Raw genomic sequence first — 22,341 nt, 5'->3', positions numbered from 1 at the left:
TGGGGCGGCTTGAAGGCCCGGGGCTCCGCCGCAGGGGCGGCCGGGGCCGGAGGGACGCAGGGAAGGAAGACCGATGGGCGCTTTGCGCGGCCTGCGCCGGATCTGGCGCGTGATCGTGGAGACCTACGACAGATTCTCCGCGGACGACGGCGACGCTCTGGCGGGCTACATGGCCTTCTCCATGTTCCTGTCGCTGTTTCCCTTCCTGATCTTCGTGACGGCGATGGCGGCGCTGGCCATCGGCATGGAGGACGTCGACGCCGCCCTGGACTTCATGTTCGACGCCCTGCCCTCGGACGTGGCCAACGTGCTGGAGCCGGTGGCCGCCGACACCATCCACGCCCGCGTCGGCGGCGCGCCCCTGACGCTCTCGCTGTTCGGGGCGCTCTGGGTGGCCTCCAATGGAATCGAGGCCCTGCGCGCGGCGCTCAACCGCGCCTACGCCCAGACGGAGAACCGTTCCTGGATCTACCGGCGGCTCCAGAGCTTCGGGCTGGTCTTCGCGGCTTCTCTGGCCTTCGTGTTCCTGGCGATCCTGGTGCCCTTCTGGCCCAGCCTCGTGGAGCTGCTGACCGCGCCGCTCAAGATGCTCCAGGGGCTGCCGATCAAGGCCGCCGTGCGGGATCTGGCGGCGCTGCCCTATCTGACGCTCATGCGCTACGGGCTGGCGGCTCTGGTGCTGGGGATCGCGATCTACGCGGCCCACCGCATCCTCCCGAGCGGCGATCCGGAGGCGCCCATCTGGCCGGGCGTGATCTTCACGATCCTCTCATGGCTGGCGGGAGGCGCCCTGTTTTCGGTCTATCTCGCCTATATTCCGAGTTATAGTCTGACCTATGGAACTCTGGGCGGCGTGATCGTCTCCCTGTTCTTCTTCTACATCTCGGCGGCCATCGTGATCCTCGGCGCCGAACTGAACGCGGCCCTCGGCGGCCTGCGGCGCGATCCGGAGAGCGCGCGCCGTCAGGCCTCCCAGACCGCGGAGCTCCCTCCGGAGAAGGCTCCGGAGACCCGATCGCCCGAGGCCGTCGCGCCAGGGGGCGAGACCTGAAGCGCGAGGAGACGCCAGCCCATGGCCAGCCGCAAGAAACAAAGGATCATCCTGCTCGTTCTGGGCGGCGTGGCCCTGACGCTCTCGACCGTGCTCGTGTCTCTGGCGATGCGCGATTCGCTGGTCTTCTTCTTCGGGCCGGGCGAACTGACCGCGCGGGCCGCCTCGGGCGAGATCACGCCGGATCGCCGGGTGCGGCTCGGCGGGCTGGTGGAGGTCGGGTCGGTGGAGAGGGGGTCTTCAGGCGCGCGCTTCGTCATCGAGGATGGAAACGGCGCCATTCCGGTGGTCTACGAGGGGATCCTCCCGGATCTCTTCGGCGAGGGCCAGGGCGCGGTGGCCGAAGGCTATCTGCGCGACGGCGTCTTCAAGGCGGCGAGCGTGCTGGCCAAGCATGACGAGAACTACATGCCCCGCGAAGTCGCCGACGAACTCAAGCGCACCGGGCGCTGGCGCGAGGAGGACGCGCTCTCCGAAGGCCTGCCGCGCGCCTCGGGAAGCTGACCCGCCCTCTCTGGAGCCCCTTCATGGCCGCCCATCGCTATATCTATGTGAACGCCTTCGCCGAGGATCCCTTCGGCGGCAATCCCTGCATGGTCTTCTTCGAGGCCGACGATCTCGACGAGGAGACGCGGCTGAAGATCACGCGGGAGTCGCGGCTTTCGGAATGCGCCTTCCTGCAGAAACCGGCGTCGGATGCCGATTTCGCCGTGCGCTACTACCTCGCCTCGGGGCCGATCCCCATGGCCGGACATCCCACCGTGGCGACGGGAATCGCGCTGATCGAGGCGGGGATGGTCAGGCCCGGCGACTCCTTCAGGCTGGAGGTCGGGGCGGGGGTCATGCCCGTCGAGACCCGCGCCGGAGAGGGAGGACGTCCCCCGGTCGTGACCATGACGCAATTCGCCCCGAAATTCGGCGAAAGCTTCGATCCGGGCGAGGTCGCCGCGATCTACGGGCTTGCGGCGGAGGATTTCTTCGCGCCGCCTCAGGCGGTGGGCACGGGCAACATGCAGCTTCTCGCCCCGCTGAGGAGCCGCGAGGCCCTGCGCCGCGCGAAGCTTGATCCCGAGGCGGCTGCGCGGCTGCACGCCGCCCATCCGGGCCTGACCTACGGCGACGCCTTCCTCTTCGTTCTGGGGGGCGAGACGCCCGAAGGCCGCACCTTCGCGCGTCTGCCGCTCGCGCCGCCCAATCCGCCTGAAGATCCCTTCACCGGATCGGCCACGGGGGCCATGGCCTGCTGGCTCTGGCGCAACGGATATCTGGACTCGCCGCGCTTCGTCGCCGAGCAAGGCCACTGGATGGGGCGTCCGGGCCGCGCCGAAGTCGAGGTCCTAGGCCCGCGCGAGGCGATTTCCGGCGTGAAGGTCGGCGGGCCCGGGGTGGCGCTCATGCGCGGCGAGATCGCCTTCCGGACGCAATCCGGAAGTTCCGCATGAGGGGCGGGGCCCTGCGGGAAACCGGATGTCTCATTCCGGGATGCGCGCCGTCTTGAGGCGATCCGCCGTCTGCGGATTCGCCCGTCAGGTCAAGATCCGGGCGGTCCGGCCTGTTTTCCCTCGCCTATTCGCCGAAAGCCTTTCCCGTTCGACGGGGAAAGGCTTTATTCTGCCCGCGAATCGCGCCGGAGCGGGGACCCCGGAAACACTGGGCGGGAGCTAGAGGGCCGGATGATCTATGGAAAGCGCATTCTCCTGATCGTCGGGGGCGGCGTGGCCGCCTTCAAGGCGATCGAGACCCTGCGGCTGCTCCGCGAGCGGGGCGCCGAGATCCGTTGCGTGCTGACCAAAGCGGGCGGAGAATTCGTCACGCCTCTGTCTCTGGGAGCGCTCTCGGGGAGCAAGGTCCATCAGGAGCTGTTCGACCTCACCGCCGAGGCCGAAATGGGCCATATCCAGCTGTCGCGCTGGTCCGACCTGGTGCTGGTGGTCCCGGCCACCGCCGATTTCATGGCCAAGATGGCTCAGGGCCGCGCGGACGACCTCGCTTCGACGCTGGTCCTCGCCACCGACAAGCCCGTGATGATCGCCCCCGCGATGAACGTCCGCATGTGGGAGCATCCCGCAACGCGGCGCAATCTGGAGATCCTCCGCCGCGACAACGTCAAGGTGGTGGGCCCCAACGCCGGAGACATGGCCTGCGGCGAATATGGCTACGGGCGGCTCTCCGAGCCCGAGGAGATCGCCAAGGCGGTGGTGGGGCATTTCCTGCGCCGCTCGCGGGCCCAGAGGCTCAAGGGCATGCGGATCGTGGTCACCTCCGGCCCGACCCGCGAGTCCATCGACCCCGTGCGCTACATCTCGAATCATTCCTCCGGCAAGCAGGGCGTGGCGGTGGCCGAGGCTCTGGCCCGGCGCGGCGCCGAGGTGATCTTCGTCACCGGGCCCGCCGAATTCGACTCGCCCGAAGGCTGCCACGTCGAGCGCGTCACCACGGCGGAGGAGATGCTCCGCGCGGTGATGGACGCCCTCCCGGCCGAGGCCATGGTGGCCGCCGCCGCCGTCGCCGACTGGCGCATGGAGCGCCCCGGCGAGAACAAGATGAAGAAGGACGGGCAGGGCGGCGCCCAGATGCTGCGGCTCGTCGAGAATCCCGACATCCTCGCGCGGGTTTCGGCTCTGGGGCCGCCGCTGCGGCCGAAACTGGTCGTGGGCTTCGCCGCCGAAACCACCGACGTCGTGAACTACGCCCGCGCCAAGCGCGCCCGCAAGGGCTGCGACTGGATCGTCGCCAACGACGTCTCTCCGGCGACGGGAATCATGGGCGGCGATGAAAACGCCGTGGTGCTGGTCACCGCCGAGGATGAAGAGCCCTGGCCGCGCCTCTCCAAGCGCGAGGTGGGCGACCGCCTCGCCGAGCGCATGACCTCGGCGCTGATCGGCGCCGCGCGGGCCGAGGCCGCCGCCGCTCTGGAGAAGGACGGCTTCGCATGACCGCGCCTTTCGAGGGGCCTCTGGTCCGGGTGAAGCGCCTGCCGCATGGCGCAGGCTTGCCTGCGCCTTTCTACGCCAGCGCCGGAGCGGCGGGCGCCGACGTCTGCGCGGCTCTGCCCGAGGGGGCGGCCCTGACGCTGGTCACGGGGGCGCGCAGCCTCGTGCCGACGGGATTCGCCTTCGCAGTCCCTCCGGGCTGGGAGATGCAGATCAGGCCGCGTTCGGGTCTGGCGCTGAAACAGGGCGTGACGGTGCTGAACGCCCCCGGAACTCTGGATTCGGATTATCGCGGCGAACTCTTCGTGCTGCTGATCAATCTCGACAATAGCCCGGTGACCCTCCGGCGCGGCGACCGCATCGCGCAACTGATTCTCGCTCCGGCGCCTCAGGCGCGCTTCGAGGAGGTCGCCGATCTCGACGCGACCGCGCGCGGAGAGGGGGGCTTCGGCTCCACCGGAATCAGTTTCAAGGTCTGAATTCAAGGTCTGAAGCCATGGATTTCCCGCGCGGACTCGCCGCTTACCCGGTCACGCCCTGCGACGCCTCCGGGCGGGTGGACGCGCCTGCGCTGCGGCGTCTGGTGGGGCGTCTGCGGGCGGCGAAGGTCGATGCGGTGGGGCTGCTCGGCAGCACCGGGACTTATCTTTATCTCAGCCGCGCAGAGCGCCGCCGCGCCATGGAGGCCGCCCTCGAAGAGGGAACGGGCGGCGCGCCCTTGCTGGTCGGGATCGGGGCGCTCCGCACCGACGAGGCGGTGAAGCTGGCTCAGGACGCCAAAGCCGTCGGGGCCGATTTCGGGCTTCTGGCCATGGCGAGCTACACGTCCCTGACCGAGGCGGAGGTCTGCGAACATTACGTCACGGTCGCGCGGGAAGGCGGCTTGCCGCTCTGCGTCTACGACAATCCCGCCGCGACTCATTTCGCCTTCACGCCGGAGCTTCTGGCGCGGCTGGCGCAGGAGCCGGGAATCGTCGCGGCGAAGAGCCCCGCCGCGCTCGCCGCCGGACAGCTCGCGGAGCTGCGTCCCCGGCTGAAGGCGGGCTTCTCGCTCGGCTACAGCGGCGACTGGGCCACCACCGAGGCCCTGATCTCCGGCGCGGACATCTGGCACAGCGTTCTCGGCGGGACGCTGCCTCTCGCTTGCGGAAGGATCGTCGCGGCGGTCCGGCGCGGAGATCTCGCCGAGGCCCGCCGTCTCGACGCCGAGCTTGCGGAGATCTGGGCGCTCTTCCGCGAAGCGGGGAGTCTGCGGGTGGTCTTCGCCATGGCGGAGCTTTTGGGGATCGCCTCCGCCGCGCCGCCGCGTCCGGTTCTTCCCCTGGCTGGCGAGTCGCTGGCGCGGGTGAAGGCGGCTCTGGAGGCCCTGCCGGATGATCTCAGAGGCTGATCAGCCTTTCGTCAGCCCCGCATAGCCGCCGAAATACAGCAGCGGATCGCCCGGGGCCTGCGCCACATGCAGCACCCGGCCCAGAAGGATCAGATGATCTCCGCCGCCGACCACGTCGTAAGGCGCGCAGACCATCTTCGCCAGAGCGCCGGGCAGCACGGGCGCGCCCTCCCAGAGCTCGAAATCGCCCTCCTGGGCCTCGGGCGCGCGGGCGTAACGCTGCGAGGCCTCGCGCTGATCCGCCGCAAGCACGCTGAAGGCGAAGCGGTCCGCCGCAAGGAAGGCCTCGGCGGTGCGGGCGGTCTTCTCCAGACAGAACAGCGCCAGGGGCGGGTCCAGAGACACCGAAGTCAGCGAGTTGATCGTCACCGCGAGGATGCGCCCTTCGGCGTCGCGGCAGGCGGCGACGGCCACTCCGGTGGCGAAGCGTCCGAAGGCGTCGCGGAAGGCGCGGGGATCCACGCCCGGCGCGCCGATGTCGAAATCTGCGGTCATGAAGGAAGGCTCCCTGCGGCCGAGGGGTGAAGAGGTCAGGCGAGCTTGTCGCCGATGAGGAATTGCAGCGCCTTGTCGAGCCGCAGATGCGGCGGACCTTCGCCCTCGCGCCATTCGAGGCGGGGCGGCGCGAAGCGCATGAAGCGATATTCCGTCCCGAGCCAGCCCGCGCCCGGCGCCGCCTGAGGATCGCGCGCCGCCCGACGCGCCGCCTCGACGATCTCGGCGGGGTTGTCGGGCAATTCGCCGGGATAGAGGGCGGCTTCCTCGCCGGTCTCCAGCAGGCGGCCCCGCACGCAATGGAGGATCCGGCCTTCGCGCCGGACGTCCTGCTCGACGGTGGCCCGCAGCGAAGCCAGAGCCAGCGACTCCACCTCGGCGCCGCGATAGGCCGCGCGCTCCAGACTCTCCGCGAGCAGCGCCTTGAGGATGGCCGTCAGGCGCGGATGCTGCGTGTGATGCACGTGATCGGCCTTGGTGGCGGCGAAGAGGATCCTCTCGACCCGCTTCGCCCCGAGCATGCCCAGCAGCCAGCTGTTCGGGCCGGGACGGAAACAGGCGAGGATCTCGGCCATGGCCTCCTGAAGATCGGCCACGGCGGCGGGCCCGGCGTCGATGGCGGCGAGGGCGTCCACCAGCACCACCTGACGATCCAGCTTGGCGAAGTGATCGCGGAAGAAGGGCTTCACCACATGGCGCTTGTAGGCGTCGAAGCGGGTCTCCATCAGCCGTCCGAAGCTCTCGGGGGCGGGGCGTCCACCTTCCTCCGGCGTCGGCAGAGGCGCGAAGGTCACCGCCGGAGAGCCTGCGAAATCGCCCGGCATGAGGAAGCGTCCCGGACCCACCGCCGAAAGCCCCAGTTTCCGACTCGCCTGCAGATAGGCGGCGAAACGCTCGGCGGCCTCCTTGGCGAGGGATTCGTCAGGAGGCCCGGCGGGGTCGAGGGTCTCCAGGAAGGCGAGCCAGGGCGCGGCGGCGACGGCCCGTTCGGGGCGTCGGGCGGCGATCAGGCTGGCGCGGGCCCATTGGGCGTAGCTCTGGTTCAGCAAGGGCAGATCCAGCAGCCATTCGCCGGGATAGTCCACGATGTCGAGATGCAGCGTCGAGGGCCCCGCCAGAGCCTGGGTCAGGCCCGCCAGAAGCCCCGTCGGCTTGTAGCGGATGGAGACCCGCAGCTGGCTGATCTGGCGGGTGGAGTCGGGCCAGTGGGGTTCGGGCGCGTAGAGCGCGGCGCGATGGGCTTCGTAATCGAAGCGCGGAGCCTCGGGGTTGGGCTGAGGCCGCAGCATGGCGGCTTCGATGCGGCCTTCGGCGGCGGCGTCGAGCAGGGTCATGCGTCCGCGCTGGAGCAGATTCGCCACCAGAGCCGTGATGAACACCGTCTTGCCCGCGCGGCTCAGCCCCGTGACGCCCAGACGGATGCTCGGCTCGAAGCTTTCGCCGATCCGCCGCTGAGTGTTCTCGACGCTGCGCAGGAGGCCGTCCGTCCAGTCCGCGAGGCTCATGCCGTTTTTTCTCCTTGGCTTCGCCGTGAGATATAAGCGCCTCGGGGGGCGTTTTGCGAGGGGGGCGCGCGGATGGAGAGCCATGAAGTCGACACGCTTGTGATCGGCGCCGGAGTCGTGGGGCTGGCCGTCGCGGCCGAGCTGGCCCGGCGCGGGCGCGAAGTCTGGATTCTCGAGCGCGGCGCGCGCTGGGGCGCCGAAACCAGTTCGCGCAATTCCGAGGTGATCCACGCCGGAATCTACAATCCGCCCGACAGCCTCAAGACGCGGCTCTGCGTCGAGGGAAGGCGGAGGCTCTACGCCTGGGCCGAGGCGCGGGGCGTGGCCCATCGCACATGCGGCAAGCTCATCCTCGCCGCCGAGCCCGAGGAAGAAGCCGCGCTGGAGGCTCTGGCCGGGCGGGCGGCCGCCAACGGCGTGGCTCTGGAGCCTCTGACGGGGGCTCAGGCTCAGGCCCTCGCGCCGGGGCTGAAGGCGCGGGCGGCGCTGTTCTCGCCGGAGACGGGGATTCTCGATTCCCATGGCTTCATGGAGTCTCTCCTCGCCGAGGCGGAGGCCCATGGCGCGAGCCTCGCCCTGCGGAGCGAGGTGCGGGGCGGGTCGGTCCGCGCGGACGGGCGCTTCGATCTCGATTGCGGCGAAACGCGGCTCGTCGCGCGGGAGGTCGTGAATGCGGCGGGCTTGGGGGCTCAGGCTCTGGCGCGGCGGATCGAGGGGCGGGGCGGAGAAGTTCCGCCTCTGGTGGTGCGGATGGGGCGTTATTTCGCTCTGGGCGGACGCTCGCCCTTCAGCCGGCTGATCTATCCCGTGCCGCCCGTCGGAGGCCTGGGCGTGCATCTGACGCTCGATCTCGGGGGGCGCGCGAAATTCGGCCCGGACGTCGGGCCCGCGCTGCAAGATCCCGAAGCGCTGGACTATCGCGTGGATCCGGCGCTCGGGCCGGTCTTCGAAGCCGCCGTGCGGCGCTGGTGGCCGGGCCTGCCCGAAGGCGCCCTGCATCCGGATTCCTCGGGCGCGCGGCCCAAGCTCTCGGCCCAGGGCGAGGATTTCCGCATCGACGGCCCGGAGGCTCATGGCCTGCCCGGCTGGATCGACCTCTTCGGGATCGAATCCCCAGGCCTGACCTCCGCCCTCGCCCTGGCGGAGCTGGTCGCGGAGAAGCTGGAGGCGTGATGCGGAATCCGCAGAAGCATCTGCGGAATCCGCATGAGCCCGCCGCCGGGCCCGGCTTGACACATAAAGATAAGTTTATATGGTCGGGAGGGCTCGCCGCCCGCCCGCCGTTCTCAAGGAATCGTCATGTCCGCGCCTGAAGCCCTCGAAATCTCCTTCGAATATTTCCCGCCCGTCACGACGGAGGCGGCCGAGACCTTCGAGGCTCTGGCCCGTCGTCTGGCGGGCTATCGCCCGAGCTTCGTCTCCGTGACCTATGGCGCGGGCGGCGGCACCCGCGAGCGCACGCTCTCGGTCATCGAGAAGCTGCGGGCCGCGGCGCCGCCTCCGGTGGCGGGCCATCTCACCGTTTCGGGGGCCTCGCGGGCGCAGACCATGGCCGTGGCGGCGCGCTATCGGGAGCTGGGCGTGGATCACGTGGTGGCTCTGCGGGGCGATCCGGTCAAGGGCGAGGCCCATTTCGCGCCCCATCCCGAAGGCTTCGCCTCGGCGGCGGAGCTGGCCGAGGCGCTCACCGCCGAGGGCTTCGCCTATGACGTCGCGGGCTACGCCGAGCCTCATCCGGAAAGCCTCGGCGAGGCGGCGGACTGGGCGCATCTCAAGCGCAAGGCGGCGGGGGCGCAACGCGTGCTGACCCAATTCGCCTTCGACGACGCGGCCATCGCCCGTTTCCGCGACCGCTGCGTCGCCGAAGGGATTGCGGCTCGGGTGACGCCGGGGATCATGCCCATCGTGGATTTCGAGCAGCTCTGCAAATTCGCGGCCCGCTGCGGCGCCCGGATTCCGGCCTGGCTGCACGAGGCCTTCGCCAGAGTCTCGCCGGAGGACAAACCCGCGCGGCGCGAACTCGGCGACCGGCTGGCGGCCGAGCAGGTCGACCGCCTGAAGGCGGCGGGCTTCCGGGCCTTCCACATCTACACGCTGAACCGCGCCGCCCCCACCGAGGCGCTTTGCGCCCATCTCGGGCGCGCGCCCGAAGCGGCGGCGGCCTGAGACTCCGGAAAAACCCCGCCTGATCTTGTCAGGCGGGGGGCGGATCGTTCGACGGCTTCGCCGAGCGCTGCTCTCGGTTTTCATCTGGTCGCGTTTTCACAACGCGAAGCCGGAAAGGCTTCGCTGGACAGCGCTTAGCGACGCAGGATCTCGCTGTAGAGCGCCTCGCGGGCGGTGAGCGCGGCCTGAGTCCGGCTATGCACCCCGAGCTTGCGCAGGATCGCGGTGATATGGGCCTTCACGGTCGTCTCCGCGATGGAGAGGTCGAAGGCGATCTGCTTGTTCAGCTTGCCCGCGCAGACGAGATCCAGAATCCGGAGTTGCTGCGGCGTGAGTTCGCGCAGCTTTTCGAGGCTGCCGGGCTCGGCGCGGGCGTTCCCCGCCGAGGCCGCGAGCCCTTCGTAGCCCGGAGGCAGAGCCACGCCGCCGTCGAGGATCTTGCGCAGCCCGGAGATGATCTGATCGCGCGGGGCGTTCTTGGGCATGAAGCCCGCCGCGCCCGCCTCGATGGCGCCCGAGACGATCCGCGAATCATCCAGAGCCGACACCACCGCCACCGGAAGATTCGGATGACGCGCCTTGAGCCGCAGAAGTCCGTCGAAGCCCTGGACGTCGGGGAGGTTGAGGTCCAGCAAGGCGGCGTCGGGCCGGAATCCCGAATCCAGCAGCGCCAGAGCCTCGCCCAGAGAATTCGCCATGCGCGTCGAGCCCGCGCCCACCTCGGAGGCCAGAGCCAGACTCAGGGCCTCGCAAAAGAGCGGGTGGTCGTCCACGATCAGAAAGGCGAGCCCTTCGCCCTTGCGCGAGGTCTCCGCGTCTGGTGAGGTCTCCGCCATCATCTTCCGCCTCCTCGGGATTCCAGAAGGCTCAACATAAAGCCTCTGAGACGATTTGTCCGCCGCGACCAAAGGATCAAGGATTCAGGCCGCCAGCAAGGCCCCGTCGGCCATGGCGTGAGGCGTGACGCGGACCACCTCTCCGGCGCGGCGGGGCTCCGTGAAGCGGATCAGGGCGTAGCCTTCGGAGCGCCCGAGGCTTTCGGTCTCCATCAGCGCCGATTGCGCCACGCCGATCTGGGAGGCGAGATAAGCCGCCTCCCGCGCCTCGCCCAAGGCCCGCAGACGCGCCGCCCGCTCCTTGCCGACGGCCCTGGCCACCTGCGGCATCCGCGCGGCGGGAGTCCCTGCGCGCGGGGAGAAGGGGAAGACATGCAGGAAGGTCAGGCCGCATTCCTCGACGAGGCGCAGGCTGTCCTGAAACATCTCCTCGGTTTCGGTGGGGAAGCCCGCGATGAGATCCGCCCCGAAGACCATGTCGGGCCGCTTCGCGCGCACCTCCTCGCAGAAGCGTACGGCGTCGGCGCGCAGATGCCGCCGCTTCATGCGCTTGAGGATCAGGTCCGCCCCCGCCTGCAGGGAGAGATGCAGATGCGGCATCACGCGGCGGTCGCCGGTGATGGCCTCCATGAGCGCCGGATCGGCCTCGATGGAATCGATGGAGGAGAGGCGCAGGCGCTCCGGAGCGCCGGGGCGGCCCAGGATCTTCTGCACGAGATCGCCGAGGCGCGGCTTGCCGGGCAGGTCGGCGCCGTAGGAGGTGAGGTCCACCCCCGTCAGCACGATTTCGCGATAGCCCGCGCCGGTCAGGCGCTCGATCTGCGCGACCACATGGCCCATCGGCGCCGAGCGGGAATCGCCGCGGCCATAGGGGATGATGCAGAAGGTGCACCGATGGTCGCAGCCGTTCTGCACCTGCACGAAGGCGCGGGCGCGGGCGCGGTCGCGGAAGCCGTCGATGAGGTGATTCGCGGTCTCGCGCACCGACATGATGTCGTCGACGCGCACCTTCTCGCTGGCGACGACGCCGAAATCCGGCCCGCCGAGGCCTCCCGGAGGCGTGTTGTCTCCGGCGATGCGGCGCCATTGCGCGGGATCGGTCTTCTCCTTGTTGCCGAGAACGAGGTCCACGGCCTCCATCTCGGCGAAGCCCTGAGGGTCGATCTGGGCGGCGCAGCCGGTCACGACGATGCGCTTGCCGGGATTCTCGCGGCGCAGCTTGCGGATCGCCTGCTTGCCCTGACGCACGGCCTCGGCCGTGACGGCGCAGGTGTTGACGATGATGGCGTCCGTCACGCCCGCGGCCTCGGCCTGAGCGCGGATCGTCTCGGATTCGACGCTGTTGAGGCGGCAGCCGAAGGTCACCAGTTCGGGAATCGCCTTGAGGTCCGGCGGGGCGTCCATGAATCTTGCTCTGCTTGCGTGAAGCGCCCTTGATAAAGGATTTCGCGGCGCGGCGCCAGAGCGCGGCCTTCAGGCCTGGAAGGGCGAAGTCACGATGATCGGGCCGCGCTCCGTCGCGACGACGGTGTGCTCGTATTGCACGACGGGCGCGCGGGGCTCGCTCCGGAGCGTCCATCCGTCGGCGTCCTCGCTCGCCCAGAGCCCGCCCAGCGACAGAAAGGGCTCCACGGTCAGGACGAGGCCCTTCTGAATCCGGCGCCTGTCTCCGCGCGTGGGCCATGTGGGGATCTCGCCCGGCTCCTCATGCAGCGCCCGCCCGACGCCATGGCTGGCGAGATTGCGGATCAGCGTGTAGCCGCGTTCCTCGGCGAAGCGCCCGACGGCCCTGCCGATTCCCGCCAGCGGCTTGCCGCTCCCGACCTGCGCGATTCCGATCTCCATGGCGCGTTTTCCGTCGCGGCGCAGGCGCTCCAGAGCGGGCGGCAGGGCGAGCACGGGCCAGCTCGCGCCGGTGTCGGCGAAATAGCCGTTCTTCGAGGCCGAGACGTCGATGTTGACCAGATCCCCCGCCTGGAGCCGCCGGTCTCCGGGGATTCCATGGGCGATCTCTTCGTTCACGCTGATGCAGGTCGCGCCCGGAAAGCCGTAGGTCGATTGCGGCGCCGAGAGCGCCCCTTCGCGCTCCAGCAGGGCGCGGCCGACGTCGTCCAGTTCGCGGGTGGTCATGCCGGGCTCCATCGCCCGGGCCATGGCCTGCAGGACCTGAGCGACGATCCGGCCGATCTCCTTCAGCCCGTCGAGTTCGTCTTGCCGGGTGATCGTCACGTCGCGCCCTCCTCTTGCGCAGGCGCCTGCGCCCGCACCATCAGCTTCTCCAGCAGCGCGCGGCCCTCCAGCCATTCGCCCAGCCCGCTCAGGGCGTTGACATGGCCCCTTTCGCCGACGTCCACGAATTCGGCCGCCCAGAGCCGCGCCATCTCCTCGGCCCGCGCGAAGCCGCAATAAGGATCGTTGCGGCTCGCCACGAGGATCGTCCGCAGACCCAGAGCCACGCGCGGCAAGGGCGAGAAATCCCCCTTGATCGCGCCGGGGAAGTCGGGGGCGTCGAGATCGGGCGGCGCCACCAGCAGCAGGCCCCGCACCCGGCCGAAGCCCTCGCCCGAAGCCCGCCGCCGCGCCGCCCAATGCGCCGCCAGAGCGCAGCCCCGGCTATGGGCGACCAGAAGCGCCGGATGACGCCCGTTGGCCAGAGCCCCTTCCAGACGCTCCAGCCAGGCTTCGAGCTCGGGCGTCTCCCAATCCTCCTGGAGCACCCGGCTGGAGTTTTCGTAAAGCCCCGCCCAATGGCTTTGCCAATGGCCGGGACTGCTGTTGCCGTAGCCCGGCAGGAGCAGGAGATCGAGCCTCACGCCGGAAGCTCCGGATCGCCGACCGGCTTGAGGCCGTCGCGGAAGCGGGCGGCGTTGGCGACGTAGCGCGCCGCCGAATCCCGCAGCTTCCTGCGCTCCTCGGGCGAGAGCGCCCGGACCACCTTCGCCGGAGACCCCACGATCAGCGAGCCCGGCGGAAAGCTCTTGCCCTCGGTGACGAGCGCCCCCGCGCCCACGAGGCTCTCCGCCCCGATCCGCGCGCCGTTGAGCACCGTGGCGGCCATGCCGATCAGCACGCCTTCCTCCAGCGCGCAGCCGTGCAGGATGGCGCCATGACCCACGGTGCAATCGGCGCCGATGGTCAGCGGAAAGCCGGGATCGGTGTGGAGGATCGAATTCTCCTGGATGTTGGAGCCGCTCCCCACGCGGATTTCTTCGTTGTCGCCGCGCAGCACGGCCCCGAACCAGACGTTCGCGCCTTCCTCCAGAACGACTTTCCCGATGAGCCGCGCTCCCGGCGCGACCCAGGCCGAGCCGTCCTTCGGCAGACGCGGCGCATGGCCGCCGAGTTCATAGAGCATGTGAGCGCCTCCCTGAGCTTCGCCTCCGTTCTCCCGCGCGGCGGGCGGCGGCGCAAGGGGCCTCCTGCGGATAAGCTTACGCCTTCCGCAGGAGGATCAGGCGCGTCAGCTTACGAGGCTGTAGGCGCCTTCGGGCGTGTTGAGCTCCGCCATGAGCTTGCTCTCGCCCAGGGCGGTCTCGCGCAGATCCACGAGGCCCAGCGCGCCCAGAGCCTTCAGCTCGGCCTCGATGGCGGCGGTCTCCGGCGTTTCGAGCACCAGACGCGAGAGGCTCAGGCCGGAGGCGGGCAGAGATCGCGCGGGCGAAGGGCCCTCCCACTGGATCAGGAAGGGCAGAAGCGCCCGATGCCCCGTATGGACGCCCTCCGGGATGGTCAGCCGCCAGCGGCGGTCTCCGCGCGACATGGGCTCCACCGGCCCGAGCCCCAGAGGCGACAGGGCGGCGTCGCGCGCGACGTCCTCGGTGGCCAGGCCCCAGCCGAGCAGTCGGGGCGAGACCTTCAGACGCGCCTGAAGATGCGGGTCGTCCAGGCCGAACCAGCGCGGACGCGAAGGCGCCGCCGCCGCCGGATCGACGGCCAGAAGCTCCAGATAGGTCTGGGGCCCGAGGCTCCAGAGCAGGTTATGCGTGCCCATGAGCTCGTGACGGCCGCCCGGAGAGGCCGGAACGCCGAGGCGCTCCTCCAGCCAGTCCCGACCCTGCTCCAGGGTGGCGGCGCCGATGACGAGATGGTCGATGTGCATGGGAGGCTCCCTGATCCCTGTGAAAACGAAAGGCTCTCCTTTCAGATAGGAGAGCCTTGCGCCTTCAGCCAGACCGGAGGGAACGCCGGACGAAGAATCAGCTCCGGTAATCGGCGTTGATCTCGATGTAGCGTTTGGTCAGATCGCAGGTCCAGACGCGGGCCTCGCCCTTGCCCACCCCGACGTCCACCCGGACGACCAGCTCGCTGCGCTTGAAATAGGCCGCGCCGGTCTCCTCCTTGTAGTCGGGGGAGACGAGGCCGTTTTCAGCCACCAGATCATCTCCGAACCAGATCGCGAGCCTGTCGCGGTCGGCGGCCTCGCCGGATTTGCCCACCGCCATGACGATGCGCCCCCAGTTGGGATCCTGCCCCGCGAGGGCGGTCTTGACGAGGGGCGAATTGGCGATGGCCAGGCCGATCTTCTTGGCGGCTCTGGCGCTCTTCGCGCCCGTGACGTGGAGCTCCACGAATTTCGTCGCGCCTTCGCCGTCCTTGACCACGAGCTGCGCCAGCTCCAGCAGGATCGCGTTCAGCGCCCCGACGAAAGCCGCCGCGCGCGGGTCTTTGGCGCTCTCGATCCGCTCGTGCTTCGCCTTGCGCGAGGAGGCCAGAACGATGGTGTCGGAGGTGGAGGTGTCGCTGTCGACGGTGATGGAGTTGAAGCTCGCCTCCGTGGCCGCCGAGAGCGCCTGTTGCAGCGCCGCCTGTCCGATGTCGGCGTCGGTGAAGACGAAGCCGAGCATGGTGGCCATGTCCGGCGCGATCATGCCCGAGCCCTTGGCGAAGCCCACCAGAGTCACGGGAACGCCCTCGATCTCCACCCGAGCGCTGGCGGCCTTGGGGAAGGTGTCGGTGGTCATGATGGCGCGGGCGCCGTCCTCCCAGGCCTCGGGGGCCTGACGCGCCGCCAGATCCGGCAGGACGTCGAGGATCTTCTGGTAGTCGATGTGCTGGCCGATCACGCCCGTCGAGGCGACGAAGACCGCGCCCGCGCCGCCCAGAGCCTCCGCCGCCGCCGTGGCGGTGGCCTCGACCGCCGCCGCGCCCACCGAGCCGGTGAAGGCGTTGGAGTTGCCGGAGTTCACGAGAATCCCGATGGGCCCCTTGAGCGCGCCGCCCTCGTTGAGGCTTCTGGTGATCGCCTCGCACCAGAGCACCGGCGCCGAGCGCGTCGCCGAGCGCGTGTAGACGCCCGCCGCCGCGCCGCCCGGCGCGATCTTCGCGAGCATCACGTCGAGGCGGCCCTTGTATTTCACGCCCGCCGCCGCGCCCGCCAGAGTGATCCCCGGAACGGGGGGCAGGGCGGGGAAGCCGCCTTCCGGCGCGAAGGGCGAGACGGGAGCCGGAGCCTTCTTCTTCGCGGGGGCGGCTTCGGCCTTGGCGTCGGCCTGGGGCGGATTCTCTCCGGCCCCATCGGCCTGCAGGGCCTCGTCGGCCTTCAGGGCCTCGTCGGCCTTCAGGGCCTGCTCGGCCTCATGAGCCTTCAGCGCCGCGAGCCTGGCCTTGAGCTTGAGCAGCCTGGCCTTGCGCTTCTTGAGTTTCGCTTTGAGCTTGGCGATGTCGCCCATGGGGTGTTTTCCTGCCTCGGCGGCCGCGGATCGGGCCGGCTCACCGGAGCCGGGCGGGCGCGCGAATCGCGGCGCAGTCTGAGGGGAAACCGGGCTTGCGTCAAAGCGCCCGCAAGCGCTCCGCGCCCGGAAACGCCCCGCGCAAGGATGAGGCGCCACGCGCAAGGAAAAGCCCCGGCTTTCGCCGGGGCTTTCGGGATTCACGAAGCGGGGCCGCGCGCGGCTTACTTCTGGAAGAGCTCCGGCGCGCGCAGGATGGCCGCGGGCGGCTGCATCGCCGCATCCTCGACCTTGGCGGCGCCGCGCAGCTCCTCGATGATCTCGCCCGCGAAGCGCTGGGCGAGGCGCTGACGGATCAGTCCGCCGACCTGCTCGAGGCTCGGCTTCTCGACTTCGCGGCGATCCTCGAGGCGGATGACGTGCCAGCCGAACTGAGACTTCACCGGCGCGGAGGTCTCGCCCTTCTTCATCTTGAAGGCGGCCTCGGAGAATTCCGGGACCATGACCTCGGCGGTGAACCAGCCCAGATCTCCGCCCTCGGCGCCCGAGCCCTTGTCGGTGGATTCGGCCTTGGCGACTTCGGCGAAGTCCTCCTTGGCGAGGCGCTCGACGACGGCCTTGGCCTCCTCCTCGGTCTCGACGAGGATGTGGCTGGCGCGCACCTCCTCCTGAACCGGGGCGGCGCCGATCTCCTTGTCGTACTCGGCCTTGACGGCCTCGTCGGTCAGGCGGTTGTCGATCTCGCGGGCGATGAAGGTCTCGGCGAGGGTCGCGCGGCGCACGGCTTCGAGGCGGCGCTTCGTCTCGGGCTCGTCGGCGAGCTTCGCCTTGTCGGCGGCGGCGGCCAGCAGCGTCTCGGTGACGATCTGGTCCTTGAGGCCCGCGTAGACCTCGTCGGGGGCCAGGGCGGAAAGCTGCGGATTCAGACCGGAGAAGGCCAGAGCCAGATCTCCGAGCCTGATCTCATGACCGTCGGCGGTGGCGACGACGCTGTCGCCGTTGAAGGTCTTCAGCGCCTCGTCGACGGCGGCCTGAGCCTCCGCCTGCGCCGCAGCCGGGGCGGCCGCGTCCTGAGCGAAGCCCGGGCCGCTCAGGAGGGCGAGGACCGAGCCCGCCATAAGAAACTGTCTGATCATGGGTGCTCCGATGGCTCCATTTTCATGTCTGCTCGTCTCGGACGCTTCGTCCGGCGCGGCTGTCCACGCTCGGGGCGAACGCCTCCGGAAGGAGGCTCGCGCCTCCTCCGGCTGATGGATATGGACCGCGTCCGGCGCTCGCCGCAAGAGGCGCGGAAGAGAAGAGGCGTGAATTTTGCGTCATTTTCGCCGGTTTTCCGCAGGGCGCGCGTCCGGGCGCGTCTTTTGGGCGAAGGCGGAACGCAAGACGCCGCCCCCGGAGGAGCGGCGTCTGGAATCCTGAAGGCCGGAAGGGCGCGGATCAGGCCGCGACGGCTTCCGCCGCGAGGGCCTGGGCCTTGGCGATCTCGTACTTGATGCGCAGGGCTTCGGGCGACAGCTCCTCGTCGCGGGACTTGGCGAGGTAGGCGTCGAGCCCGCCGCGGTGGTCCACGCTGCGCATCGCGTTGCGGGTGATGCGCAGACGGAAGCTGCGGCCCAGCGTGTCGCTGGAGAGCGTGACCACGCCCAGATTGGGCAGGAAGCGGCGCTTGGTCTTGATGTTGGAATGGCTGACCTTGTGGCCCACCTGGGGACGGCGGCCGGTCAAGTCGCAGCGACGGGACATTGCGAGATCCTCCGAGAATTTCCGCCCGTCGCGGTCGGTCCGGCGGGGGGCGCCCCCCTGGGGCGCGAACGTGAAGAGCTGAATTGAAGAGGCCGCCCTCGCGGGCGGCGCGTCTTGAACGGGGAGGCTCTACAGAAAAAGCCTCGCCCCGTCAAGTCGCGGAGGGCGGCCTCACAGCTTGCGATGCCCCAGAACCGTGAAGCTGGCGCTCACCTTGCGTTCGGAGGGCTTGCGCAGGTTCTGCGCGTCATAGGCGAGCGAGGTTCGCAGACGCCAGGTCGCGCCCGCCTCGTCGCGCAGCGTGACGATCAGGGGGAAGCTCGCGACCATGCTGGTGACCAGGCCGCGCCCGTCCTCCTCGGCGCCGGGCTCGCCTTCGAGCAGCAGGCCGAGTTCGGTCTTCGGCTCCGCCTCGCATTCGATGGAGAGCACCTGAGCCTTCGGCGTCTGGCGGTAGATCTCGGCCTCGACGTCGGCGGCGACGAAGCGGGCGGTCTCCGGGCCGCGCCCGAGCCAGGCCATCATGTGGTCCGACTTCGCGCCCTTCTCGAAGCCCGAGAGCGCGATCAGATGCGGCGGCTTGACCGAAAGCGTGGAGCTCGGGGCGGGGGCGGGCGTTTCGGCCATGGCGGGAGCGGCCTCCTGAGGCGCGGGCGTTTCGGCGAGGGCGGGCGAGGCGCCCGAAGCCGCAAGGGCGGCGGCGAAGAGGATCTTGCGCATGGGGCGGCTTGCTTCCTTTGGAGGCTTCATCCGGACTCCGGAGAGCAACAGGATGTTTCCGGAAAGGGCCGCCTTGAAGCTGTCCTTTGGCGCCGGATCATGGTCTTTTCCCCCCAGCTCGCCAATCTGCGCCGCAATCTGCAAGGAGATCCCCCCGATGGAGCTTGGCCTCTACACCTTCGCCGACGTCGGGACCAATCCCGTCACGGGCGAGATCGTCGGCCATCCGCAGCGGCTGAGGAACCTCATGGAGGAGATCCGGCTCGCCGACGAGGTGGGGCTCGACGTCTTCGGCCTCGGCGAGCATCACCGCCCCGATTACGCCTCCTCCGCTCCGGCGACGGCTCTGGCGGGCGCGGCGACGCTCACGAAGACCATCCGCCTGACCAGCGCCGTGACCGTGCTGAGTTCGGAAGACCCCGTGCGGGCGTATCAGCAGTTCGCCACCCTGGACGGGCTCAGCGGCGGCCGCGCCGAGATCATGGTGGGGCGGGGCTCCTTCATCGAGTCCTTCCCGCTCTTCGGCTACGACCTGAACGATTACGACGCGCTGTTTGAAGAGAAGCTCGCGCTGCTCATGCGGCTGAACGAAGCGGAGCGCGCGGACTGGCCGGGCGGCGCCCACACCACCGCGATCCAGGGGCTCGGGATCTATCCGCGCCCGCAGCAGGAGCGCCTGCCGCTCTGGATCGCGGTGGGCGGCACGCCGCAATCGGTGATTCGCGCGGGAGTGCTGGGTCTGCCCATGGCTCTGGCGATCATCGGCGGAGAGCCCGCCCGATTCGCGCCGCTCTTCGACCTGCACCGGCGGGCGGCGGCTCAGGCGGGGCATGACCCCTTCAAGCTCAAGCGCTCGATCAACGTCCACGGCTTCGTCGCGGAGACCTCGCAGAAGGCGGCGGACGTCTTCTATCCGGCTCAGGCGGAGGTGATGAACCGCATCGGGCGCGAACGCGGCTGGCCCCCGACCTCGCGCGCGAAATTCGACGCCGAATCCGGCCCGACCGGCGCGCAATTCGTCGGCGGCCCGGCGGAGCTGACCGACAAGATCCTCAAGCATCACGAGATCTTCGGCTTCGACCGCTTCCTGCTCCAGATGGCCATCGGCGTGCTGACCCACGCCGAGCTCATGAAGGCCATCGAGATCTTCGGGACCAGAGTCGCGCCGGAGGTGCGGAAGGCGATCGGCTGATCAGCCCATCGCCGTCTTCTTCATCAGGCAGCGCCGCCGAGCGCCTCGGCCAGGTCCTCGGCGTCGTAGCCCTGATAGAACAGGGCCGTGCGCAGATCGGTGTGGTCGATGGCGAAGCGGGCCGCCGCGCGGGTCTTCGGTTTGGCGTGGTAGGCGATTCCAAGCCCGGCCGCCTGAAGCATGGGGATGTCGTTGGAGCCGTCGCCGATGGCCATGGCGGCCTCCGGCCCGATCCCCAGAGCCTCCGCCCGCTCCCTGAGCAGCGCCAGCTTGACGTCGCCCGTCACGAGGGGGCGCTCGGCCGCGCCCGTGAGCTTGTCCTCTTCGCGGATCAGGCGATTCGCCCGCACGAGCTCGAAGCCCAGCCGACGCCCGCAATCATCGGCGGGGCCGTGGAAGCCCCCCGAGACCAGCATCGTGAAGGCGCCGCCCCAACGCATGGTCGCGACCAGCTCCCGCGCGCCCGGACTCAGGACCAGCCGATCCGAAACCTGCTGGAGGATCGCTTCGGGCAGGCCCCTGATCTGCGCCAGACGGGAATCCAGCGCCTGTTCGAAATCGAGTTCTCCGCGCATGGCGGCCTGGGTGATCGCCGCCACCTGAGGCCCGACTCCCGCCGCTTCGGCGAGTTCGTCGATGGTCTCGCCGGTGACCATGGTGCTGTCCATGTCGGCGGCGAGGAGACGCTTGCGGCGGCCCTCCACGGGCTGGATCGCGACGTCCACGCCCGGCAGGAGCGCGCGGATCGCCTCGGCCAGAGCGCGGTCGTCCTCGGGGCCGCCCTGAAAGAGGATGTCCTCCGCCTCGCCCTCGGACAATTCGCGCTGGGCTTCGAGCTCCGCGCCTTGCGCCCGCAGGAAAGAGGCCGCCTCAAGGGCGGCCTCCGGCGCGAGCGGCGCCCCGACGAGCGTCAGGACCCGCATTCTGCTCATGTCCCCGGTCACGCGTCGAACCGCAGGGCGGTGGCGCGGGTGACCTGCTTGAGGCCGCGGATCTTCTCCATGACCTCCGGCGAGATCGGCGCGTCCACCTCGACCAGCACCACGGCGTCGCCGCCCTCGGAGATGCGTCCGAGGTGGAAGTTCGCGATGTTGATCTTCGCGTCCGCCAGCAGATTGCCCAGAGCCCCCACGAGGCCCGGCTGATCCTTGTTGGTGACGTAGAGCATGTTCCCGCGCAGGGTGGATTCGAGCGCGATGTCCTTCACCTCGACGAGGCGCGCCTGACGCCCCGCCAGCGTGCCCTTGAGGCTGCGCGTGCGCTCGGGCGTCTGGATCTCGACGGTGATCAGGGTCTGGAAGTCGCCGTCGCCCTCGGATTTCGTGGAGGCGACGGTCACGCCATATTGCTTCGCGACCTCCATGGCGTTGACCATGTTGATCGAGTCGATCTTGGCGCCGAGCACCGCCTGGACCACGGTCTGGGTCAGCGGCGCGGCGGGCGCCTCGGCGGCGTGGCCTTCGTAGGTCACGCGGATGGCCTTGACCTCCTCGTCGGTGAGCTGTCCGGCCATGGAGCCCAGACGACGCGCCAGATCGAGATAGGGCGCCAGAACGCGCGCCTCTTCGGCGGTCAGCGAGGGGGCGTTCACCGCGTTGGTGATGGCGCCGTCCAGCAGATAGTCGGACATCTGCTCGGCGACCTGAAGGGCCACCTTCTCCTGAGCCTCCGTCGTCGAGGCGCCGAGATGGGGCGTCACCACCACGTTGTCGAGGCCGAAGAGCGGGTTCTCCCTGGCGGGCTCCACCGAGAAGACGTCGAAGCCGGCGCCCGCGATATGGCCCGACAGCAGGGCCTCGCGCAGGGCGGCTTCATCCACCAGGCCGCCGCGGGCGCAGTTGATGACGTAGGCGCCCTTCTTCATCTTCGCGAGCGCCTCCGCCGAGACGATGTTGCGGGTCTGGTCGTTCATCGGCACGTGGAGCGTCAGGAAGTCGGCCTGAGTCAGCACGGTGTCGAGATCGGCCTTGGTCACGCCGAGGCGCTCGGCGCGCTCCTCCGAGAGGAAGGGGTCGTAGGCCACGACCTTCATCTTGAGGCCGAGCGCGCGGCTCGCCACGATGGAGCCGATGTTCCCCGCGCCGATCAGACCCAGCGTCTTGCCGGTGATCTCGGTTCCCATGAAGCGGGTCTTCTCCCACTTGCCCGCCTGGGTCGAGGCGTTGGCGAGCGGAAGCTGACGCGCCACGGCGAAGATCATCGCGATGGCGTGTTCGGCGGTGGTGATGGCGTTGCCGAAGGGGGTGTTCATCACCACCACGCCGCGCGCCGTGGCGGCGGGGACGTCCACGTTGTCGACGCCGATGCCCGCGCGGCCGATCACCTTCAGATTGGTCGCGTTGGCGAGCAGTTCGGCGGTGGCCTTGGTCGAGGAGCGGATGGCGAGGCCGTCGTATTTGCCGATCTCGGCCTTGAGCTCGTCCGGGGAGAGCTTGGGCGAGACGGTCACGTCGATGCCGCGGTTGCGGAAGATCTCGACGGCCTGGCTGCTCATGGAATCGCTGATGAGAACCTTGGGAGCGGTCATGGCGAAGCGCCTTCTGTATCGGAATTTCGGGGATGAGGCGCTCTGAGTTTTCGCTGGGTCGCGCTTTCACGACGCGAAGCCTGACCGGCCTCGCTGGAAAGCGCTCCAGGCCTC

The 22,341-nt window shown here is 69.6% G+C and carries 23 protein-coding genes; 9 read left to right on the top strand and 14 right to left on the bottom strand.

Annotation, left to right across the window (positions count from 1 at the left end):
* Positions 1-73 precede the first annotated feature (73 nt).
* The 6 genes from PHN62_RS14650 (at position 74) to PHN62_RS14625 (ending at position 5,374) form a co-directional block, all read left to right on the top strand.
* A complete protein-coding gene (locus PHN62_RS14650; RefSeq protein WP_300151921.1) occupies positions 74-1,051 on the top strand; it encodes a YihY/virulence factor BrkB family protein in 978 nt (325 codons plus the stop codon).
* A 21-nt stretch (positions 1,052-1,072) separates the two neighbouring features.
* Complete coding sequence (gene ccmE / locus PHN62_RS14645) at positions 1,073-1,555, top strand: cytochrome c maturation protein CcmE (protein ID WP_300151919.1); 483 nt, start codon at positions 1,073-1,075, stop codon at positions 1,553-1,555.
* A 23-nt stretch (positions 1,556-1,578) separates the two neighbouring features.
* A complete protein-coding gene (locus tag PHN62_RS14640; RefSeq protein WP_300151917.1) occupies positions 1,579-2,493 on the top strand; it encodes a PhzF family phenazine biosynthesis protein in 915 nt (304 codons plus the stop codon).
* A 231-nt stretch (positions 2,494-2,724) separates the two neighbouring features.
* Entirely contained in the window at positions 2,725-3,987 is a 1,263-nt protein-coding gene (gene coaBC, locus PHN62_RS14635; RefSeq protein WP_300151915.1) for a bifunctional phosphopantothenoylcysteine decarboxylase/phosphopantothenate--cysteine ligase CoaBC, read from the top strand.
* The gene (gene dut, locus PHN62_RS14630; protein ID WP_300151913.1) at positions 3,984-4,463 is read left to right on the top strand and encodes a dUTP diphosphatase; all 480 of its coding nucleotides are present in this window, start codon (positions 3,984-3,986) and stop codon (positions 4,461-4,463) included. Before coaBC ends, dut begins: the two co-directional genes overlap by 4 nt.
* A gap of 17 nt (positions 4,464-4,480) precedes the next feature.
* Complete coding sequence (locus PHN62_RS14625) at positions 4,481-5,374, top strand: dihydrodipicolinate synthase family protein (protein ID WP_300151911.1); 894 nt, start codon at positions 4,481-4,483, stop codon at positions 5,372-5,374.
* Here PHN62_RS14625 and PHN62_RS14620 read toward each other — a convergent pair whose 3' ends face one another.
* A complete protein-coding gene (locus PHN62_RS14620) occupies positions 5,375-5,869 on the bottom strand; it encodes a flavin reductase family protein (protein ID WP_300151909.1) in 495 nt (164 codons plus the stop codon).
* A gap of 35 nt (positions 5,870-5,904) precedes the next feature.
* On the bottom strand, positions 5,905-7,374 hold the full coding sequence (locus PHN62_RS14615; protein ID WP_300151907.1) for a YcjX family protein: 1,470 nt from the start codon (positions 7,372-7,374) through the stop codon (positions 5,905-5,907).
* A 72-nt stretch (positions 7,375-7,446) separates the two neighbouring features.
* Between PHN62_RS14615 and PHN62_RS14610 the strand changes: the two genes are divergently transcribed.
* Together PHN62_RS14610 and PHN62_RS14605 are read left to right on the top strand one after the other, a co-directional pair.
* A complete protein-coding gene (locus PHN62_RS14610; protein WP_300151905.1) occupies positions 7,447-8,547 on the top strand; it encodes an NAD(P)/FAD-dependent oxidoreductase in 1,101 nt (366 codons plus the stop codon).
* 126 nt (positions 8,548-8,673) lie between these two features.
* Complete coding sequence (locus tag PHN62_RS14605; protein WP_300151903.1) at positions 8,674-9,540, top strand: methylenetetrahydrofolate reductase; 867 nt, start codon at positions 8,674-8,676, stop codon at positions 9,538-9,540.
* A 134-nt stretch (positions 9,541-9,674) separates the two neighbouring features.
* Here PHN62_RS14605 and PHN62_RS14600 read toward each other — a convergent pair whose 3' ends face one another.
* The 10 genes from PHN62_RS14600 to PHN62_RS14555 all read right to left on the bottom strand — a co-directional run bounded on the left by PHN62_RS14600 (position 9,675) and on the right by PHN62_RS14555 (position 18,508).
* Positions 9,675-10,379, bottom strand: a complete 705-nt coding sequence (locus PHN62_RS14600) for a response regulator transcription factor (RefSeq protein WP_300151901.1) — start codon at positions 10,377-10,379, stop codon at positions 9,675-9,677.
* An 81-nt stretch (positions 10,380-10,460) separates the two neighbouring features.
* Entirely contained in the window at positions 10,461-11,780 is a 1,320-nt protein-coding gene (gene mtaB, locus PHN62_RS14595; protein ID WP_300151898.1) for a tRNA (N(6)-L-threonylcarbamoyladenosine(37)-C(2))-methylthiotransferase MtaB, read from the bottom strand.
* 69 nt (positions 11,781-11,849) lie between these two features.
* Positions 11,850-12,605: a type I methionyl aminopeptidase gene (gene map, locus PHN62_RS14590; protein WP_300151896.1), complete on the bottom strand. Its 756-nt coding sequence runs from the start codon at positions 12,603-12,605 to the stop codon at positions 11,850-11,852.
* On the bottom strand, positions 12,602-13,189 hold the full coding sequence (locus PHN62_RS14585; protein ID WP_300151894.1) for an alpha/beta hydrolase: 588 nt from the start codon (positions 13,187-13,189) through the stop codon (positions 12,602-12,604). The genes map and PHN62_RS14585 overlap by 4 nt, the downstream gene beginning before the upstream one ends.
* Entirely contained in the window at positions 13,186-13,731 is a 546-nt protein-coding gene (locus PHN62_RS14580) for a gamma carbonic anhydrase family protein (RefSeq protein ID WP_300151892.1), read from the bottom strand. The genes PHN62_RS14585 and PHN62_RS14580 overlap by 4 nt, the downstream gene beginning before the upstream one ends.
* 105 nt (positions 13,732-13,836) lie before the next feature.
* Positions 13,837-14,475, bottom strand: coding sequence for a VOC family protein (locus tag PHN62_RS14575; RefSeq protein ID WP_300151890.1), 639 nt, complete (start codon positions 14,473-14,475; stop codon positions 13,837-13,839).
* A gap of 97 nt (positions 14,476-14,572) precedes the next feature.
* A complete protein-coding gene (gene argJ / locus PHN62_RS14570; protein WP_300151888.1) occupies positions 14,573-16,045 on the bottom strand; it encodes a bifunctional glutamate N-acetyltransferase/amino-acid acetyltransferase ArgJ in 1,473 nt (490 codons plus the stop codon).
* Positions 16,046-16,269: 224 nt separating this feature from the next.
* Complete coding sequence (locus PHN62_RS14565) at positions 16,270-17,181, bottom strand: peptidylprolyl isomerase (RefSeq protein WP_300151886.1); 912 nt, start codon at positions 17,179-17,181, stop codon at positions 16,270-16,272.
* Between the two features lie 301 nt (positions 17,182-17,482).
* Positions 17,483-17,788 carry a 50S ribosomal protein L28 gene (rpmB, locus tag PHN62_RS14560; RefSeq protein WP_300151885.1) on the bottom strand — a complete coding sequence of 102 codons (306 nt, stop codon included), beginning with the start codon at positions 17,786-17,788 and terminating at the stop codon, positions 17,483-17,485.
* A 171-nt stretch (positions 17,789-17,959) separates the two neighbouring features.
* Entirely contained in the window at positions 17,960-18,508 is a 549-nt protein-coding gene (locus PHN62_RS14555; protein ID WP_300151884.1) for a hypothetical protein, read from the bottom strand.
* Positions 18,509-18,665: 157 nt separating this feature from the next.
* On the opposite strand from PHN62_RS14555, the gene PHN62_RS14550 reads away from it, so the two are divergent.
* A complete protein-coding gene (locus PHN62_RS14550) occupies positions 18,666-19,700 on the top strand; it encodes an LLM class flavin-dependent oxidoreductase (protein ID WP_300151883.1) in 1,035 nt (344 codons plus the stop codon).
* 23 nt (positions 19,701-19,723) lie between these two features.
* Here the strand turns inward: PHN62_RS14550 and serB are convergent, their stop codons facing one another.
* Complete coding sequence (serB, locus tag PHN62_RS14545; RefSeq protein WP_300151882.1) at positions 19,724-20,632, bottom strand: phosphoserine phosphatase SerB; 909 nt, start codon at positions 20,630-20,632, stop codon at positions 19,724-19,726.
* 8 nt (positions 20,633-20,640) lie between these two features.
* Entirely contained in the window at positions 20,641-22,227 is a 1,587-nt protein-coding gene (gene serA, locus PHN62_RS14540; RefSeq protein ID WP_300151881.1) for a phosphoglycerate dehydrogenase, read from the bottom strand.
* Positions 22,228-22,341 lie beyond the last annotated feature (114 nt).

The sequence above is a fragment of the Neomegalonema sp. genome, from assembly GCF_028688855.1.
GTDB lineage: Bacteria > Pseudomonadota > Alphaproteobacteria > Rhodobacterales > Rhodobacteraceae > Neomegalonema.
The sequence above is the reverse complement of the archived record's forward strand: the minus strand, read 5'-3'. Positions and strand labels throughout refer to the sequence as shown.

Bases quoted from the DNA above. Each gene is read 5' to 3' on its own strand.
- PHN62_RS14650 (WP_300151921.1), top strand. From the start codon at position 74: ATGGGCGCTTTGCGCGGCCTGCGCCGGATCTGGCGCGTGATCGTGGAG.
- ccmE (WP_300151919.1), top strand. From the start codon at position 1,073: ATGGCCAGCCGCAAGAAACAAAGGATCATCCTGCTCGTTCTGGGCGGC.
- PHN62_RS14640 (WP_300151917.1), top strand. From the start codon at position 1,579: ATGGCCGCCCATCGCTATATCTATGTGAACGCCTTCGCCGAGGATCCC.
- coaBC (WP_300151915.1), top strand. From the start codon at position 2,725: ATGATCTATGGAAAGCGCATTCTCCTGATCGTCGGGGGCGGCGTGGCC.
- dut (WP_300151913.1), top strand. From the start codon at position 3,984: ATGACCGCGCCTTTCGAGGGGCCTCTGGTCCGGGTGAAGCGCCTGCCG.
- PHN62_RS14625 (WP_300151911.1), top strand. From the start codon at position 4,481: ATGGATTTCCCGCGCGGACTCGCCGCTTACCCGGTCACGCCCTGCGAC.
- PHN62_RS14620 (WP_300151909.1), bottom strand. From the start codon at position 5,869: ATGACCGCAGATTTCGACATCGGCGCGCCGGGCGTGGATCCCCGCGCC.
- PHN62_RS14615 (WP_300151907.1), bottom strand. From the start codon at position 7,374: ATGAGCCTCGCGGACTGGACGGACGGCCTCCTGCGCAGCGTCGAGAAC.
- PHN62_RS14610 (WP_300151905.1), top strand. From the start codon at position 7,447: ATGGAGAGCCATGAAGTCGACACGCTTGTGATCGGCGCCGGAGTCGTG.
- PHN62_RS14605 (WP_300151903.1), top strand. From the start codon at position 8,674: ATGTCCGCGCCTGAAGCCCTCGAAATCTCCTTCGAATATTTCCCGCCC.
- PHN62_RS14600 (WP_300151901.1), bottom strand. From the start codon at position 10,379: ATGATGGCGGAGACCTCACCAGACGCGGAGACCTCGCGCAAGGGCGAA.
- mtaB (WP_300151898.1), bottom strand. From the start codon at position 11,780: ATGGACGCCCCGCCGGACCTCAAGGCGATTCCCGAACTGGTGACCTTC.
- PHN62_RS14580 (WP_300151892.1), bottom strand. From the start codon at position 13,731: ATGCTCTATGAACTCGGCGGCCATGCGCCGCGTCTGCCGAAGGACGGC.
- PHN62_RS14575 (WP_300151890.1), bottom strand. From the start codon at position 14,475: ATGCACATCGACCATCTCGTCATCGGCGCCGCCACCCTGGAGCAGGGT.
- argJ (WP_300151888.1), bottom strand. From the start codon at position 16,045: ATGGGCGACATCGCCAAGCTCAAAGCGAAACTCAAGAAGCGCAAGGCC.
- PHN62_RS14565 (WP_300151886.1), bottom strand. From the start codon at position 17,181: ATGATCAGACAGTTTCTTATGGCGGGCTCGGTCCTCGCCCTCCTGAGC.
- rpmB (WP_300151885.1), bottom strand. From the start codon at position 17,788: ATGTCCCGTCGCTGCGACTTGACCGGCCGCCGTCCCCAGGTGGGCCAC.
- PHN62_RS14555 (WP_300151884.1), bottom strand. From the start codon at position 18,508: ATGCGCAAGATCCTCTTCGCCGCCGCCCTTGCGGCTTCGGGCGCCTCG.
- PHN62_RS14550 (WP_300151883.1), top strand. From the start codon at position 18,666: ATGGAGCTTGGCCTCTACACCTTCGCCGACGTCGGGACCAATCCCGTC.
- serB (WP_300151882.1), bottom strand. From the start codon at position 20,632: ATGAGCAGAATGCGGGTCCTGACGCTCGTCGGGGCGCCGCTCGCGCCG.
- serA (WP_300151881.1), bottom strand. From the start codon at position 22,227: ATGACCGCTCCCAAGGTTCTCATCAGCGATTCCATGAGCAGCCAGGCC.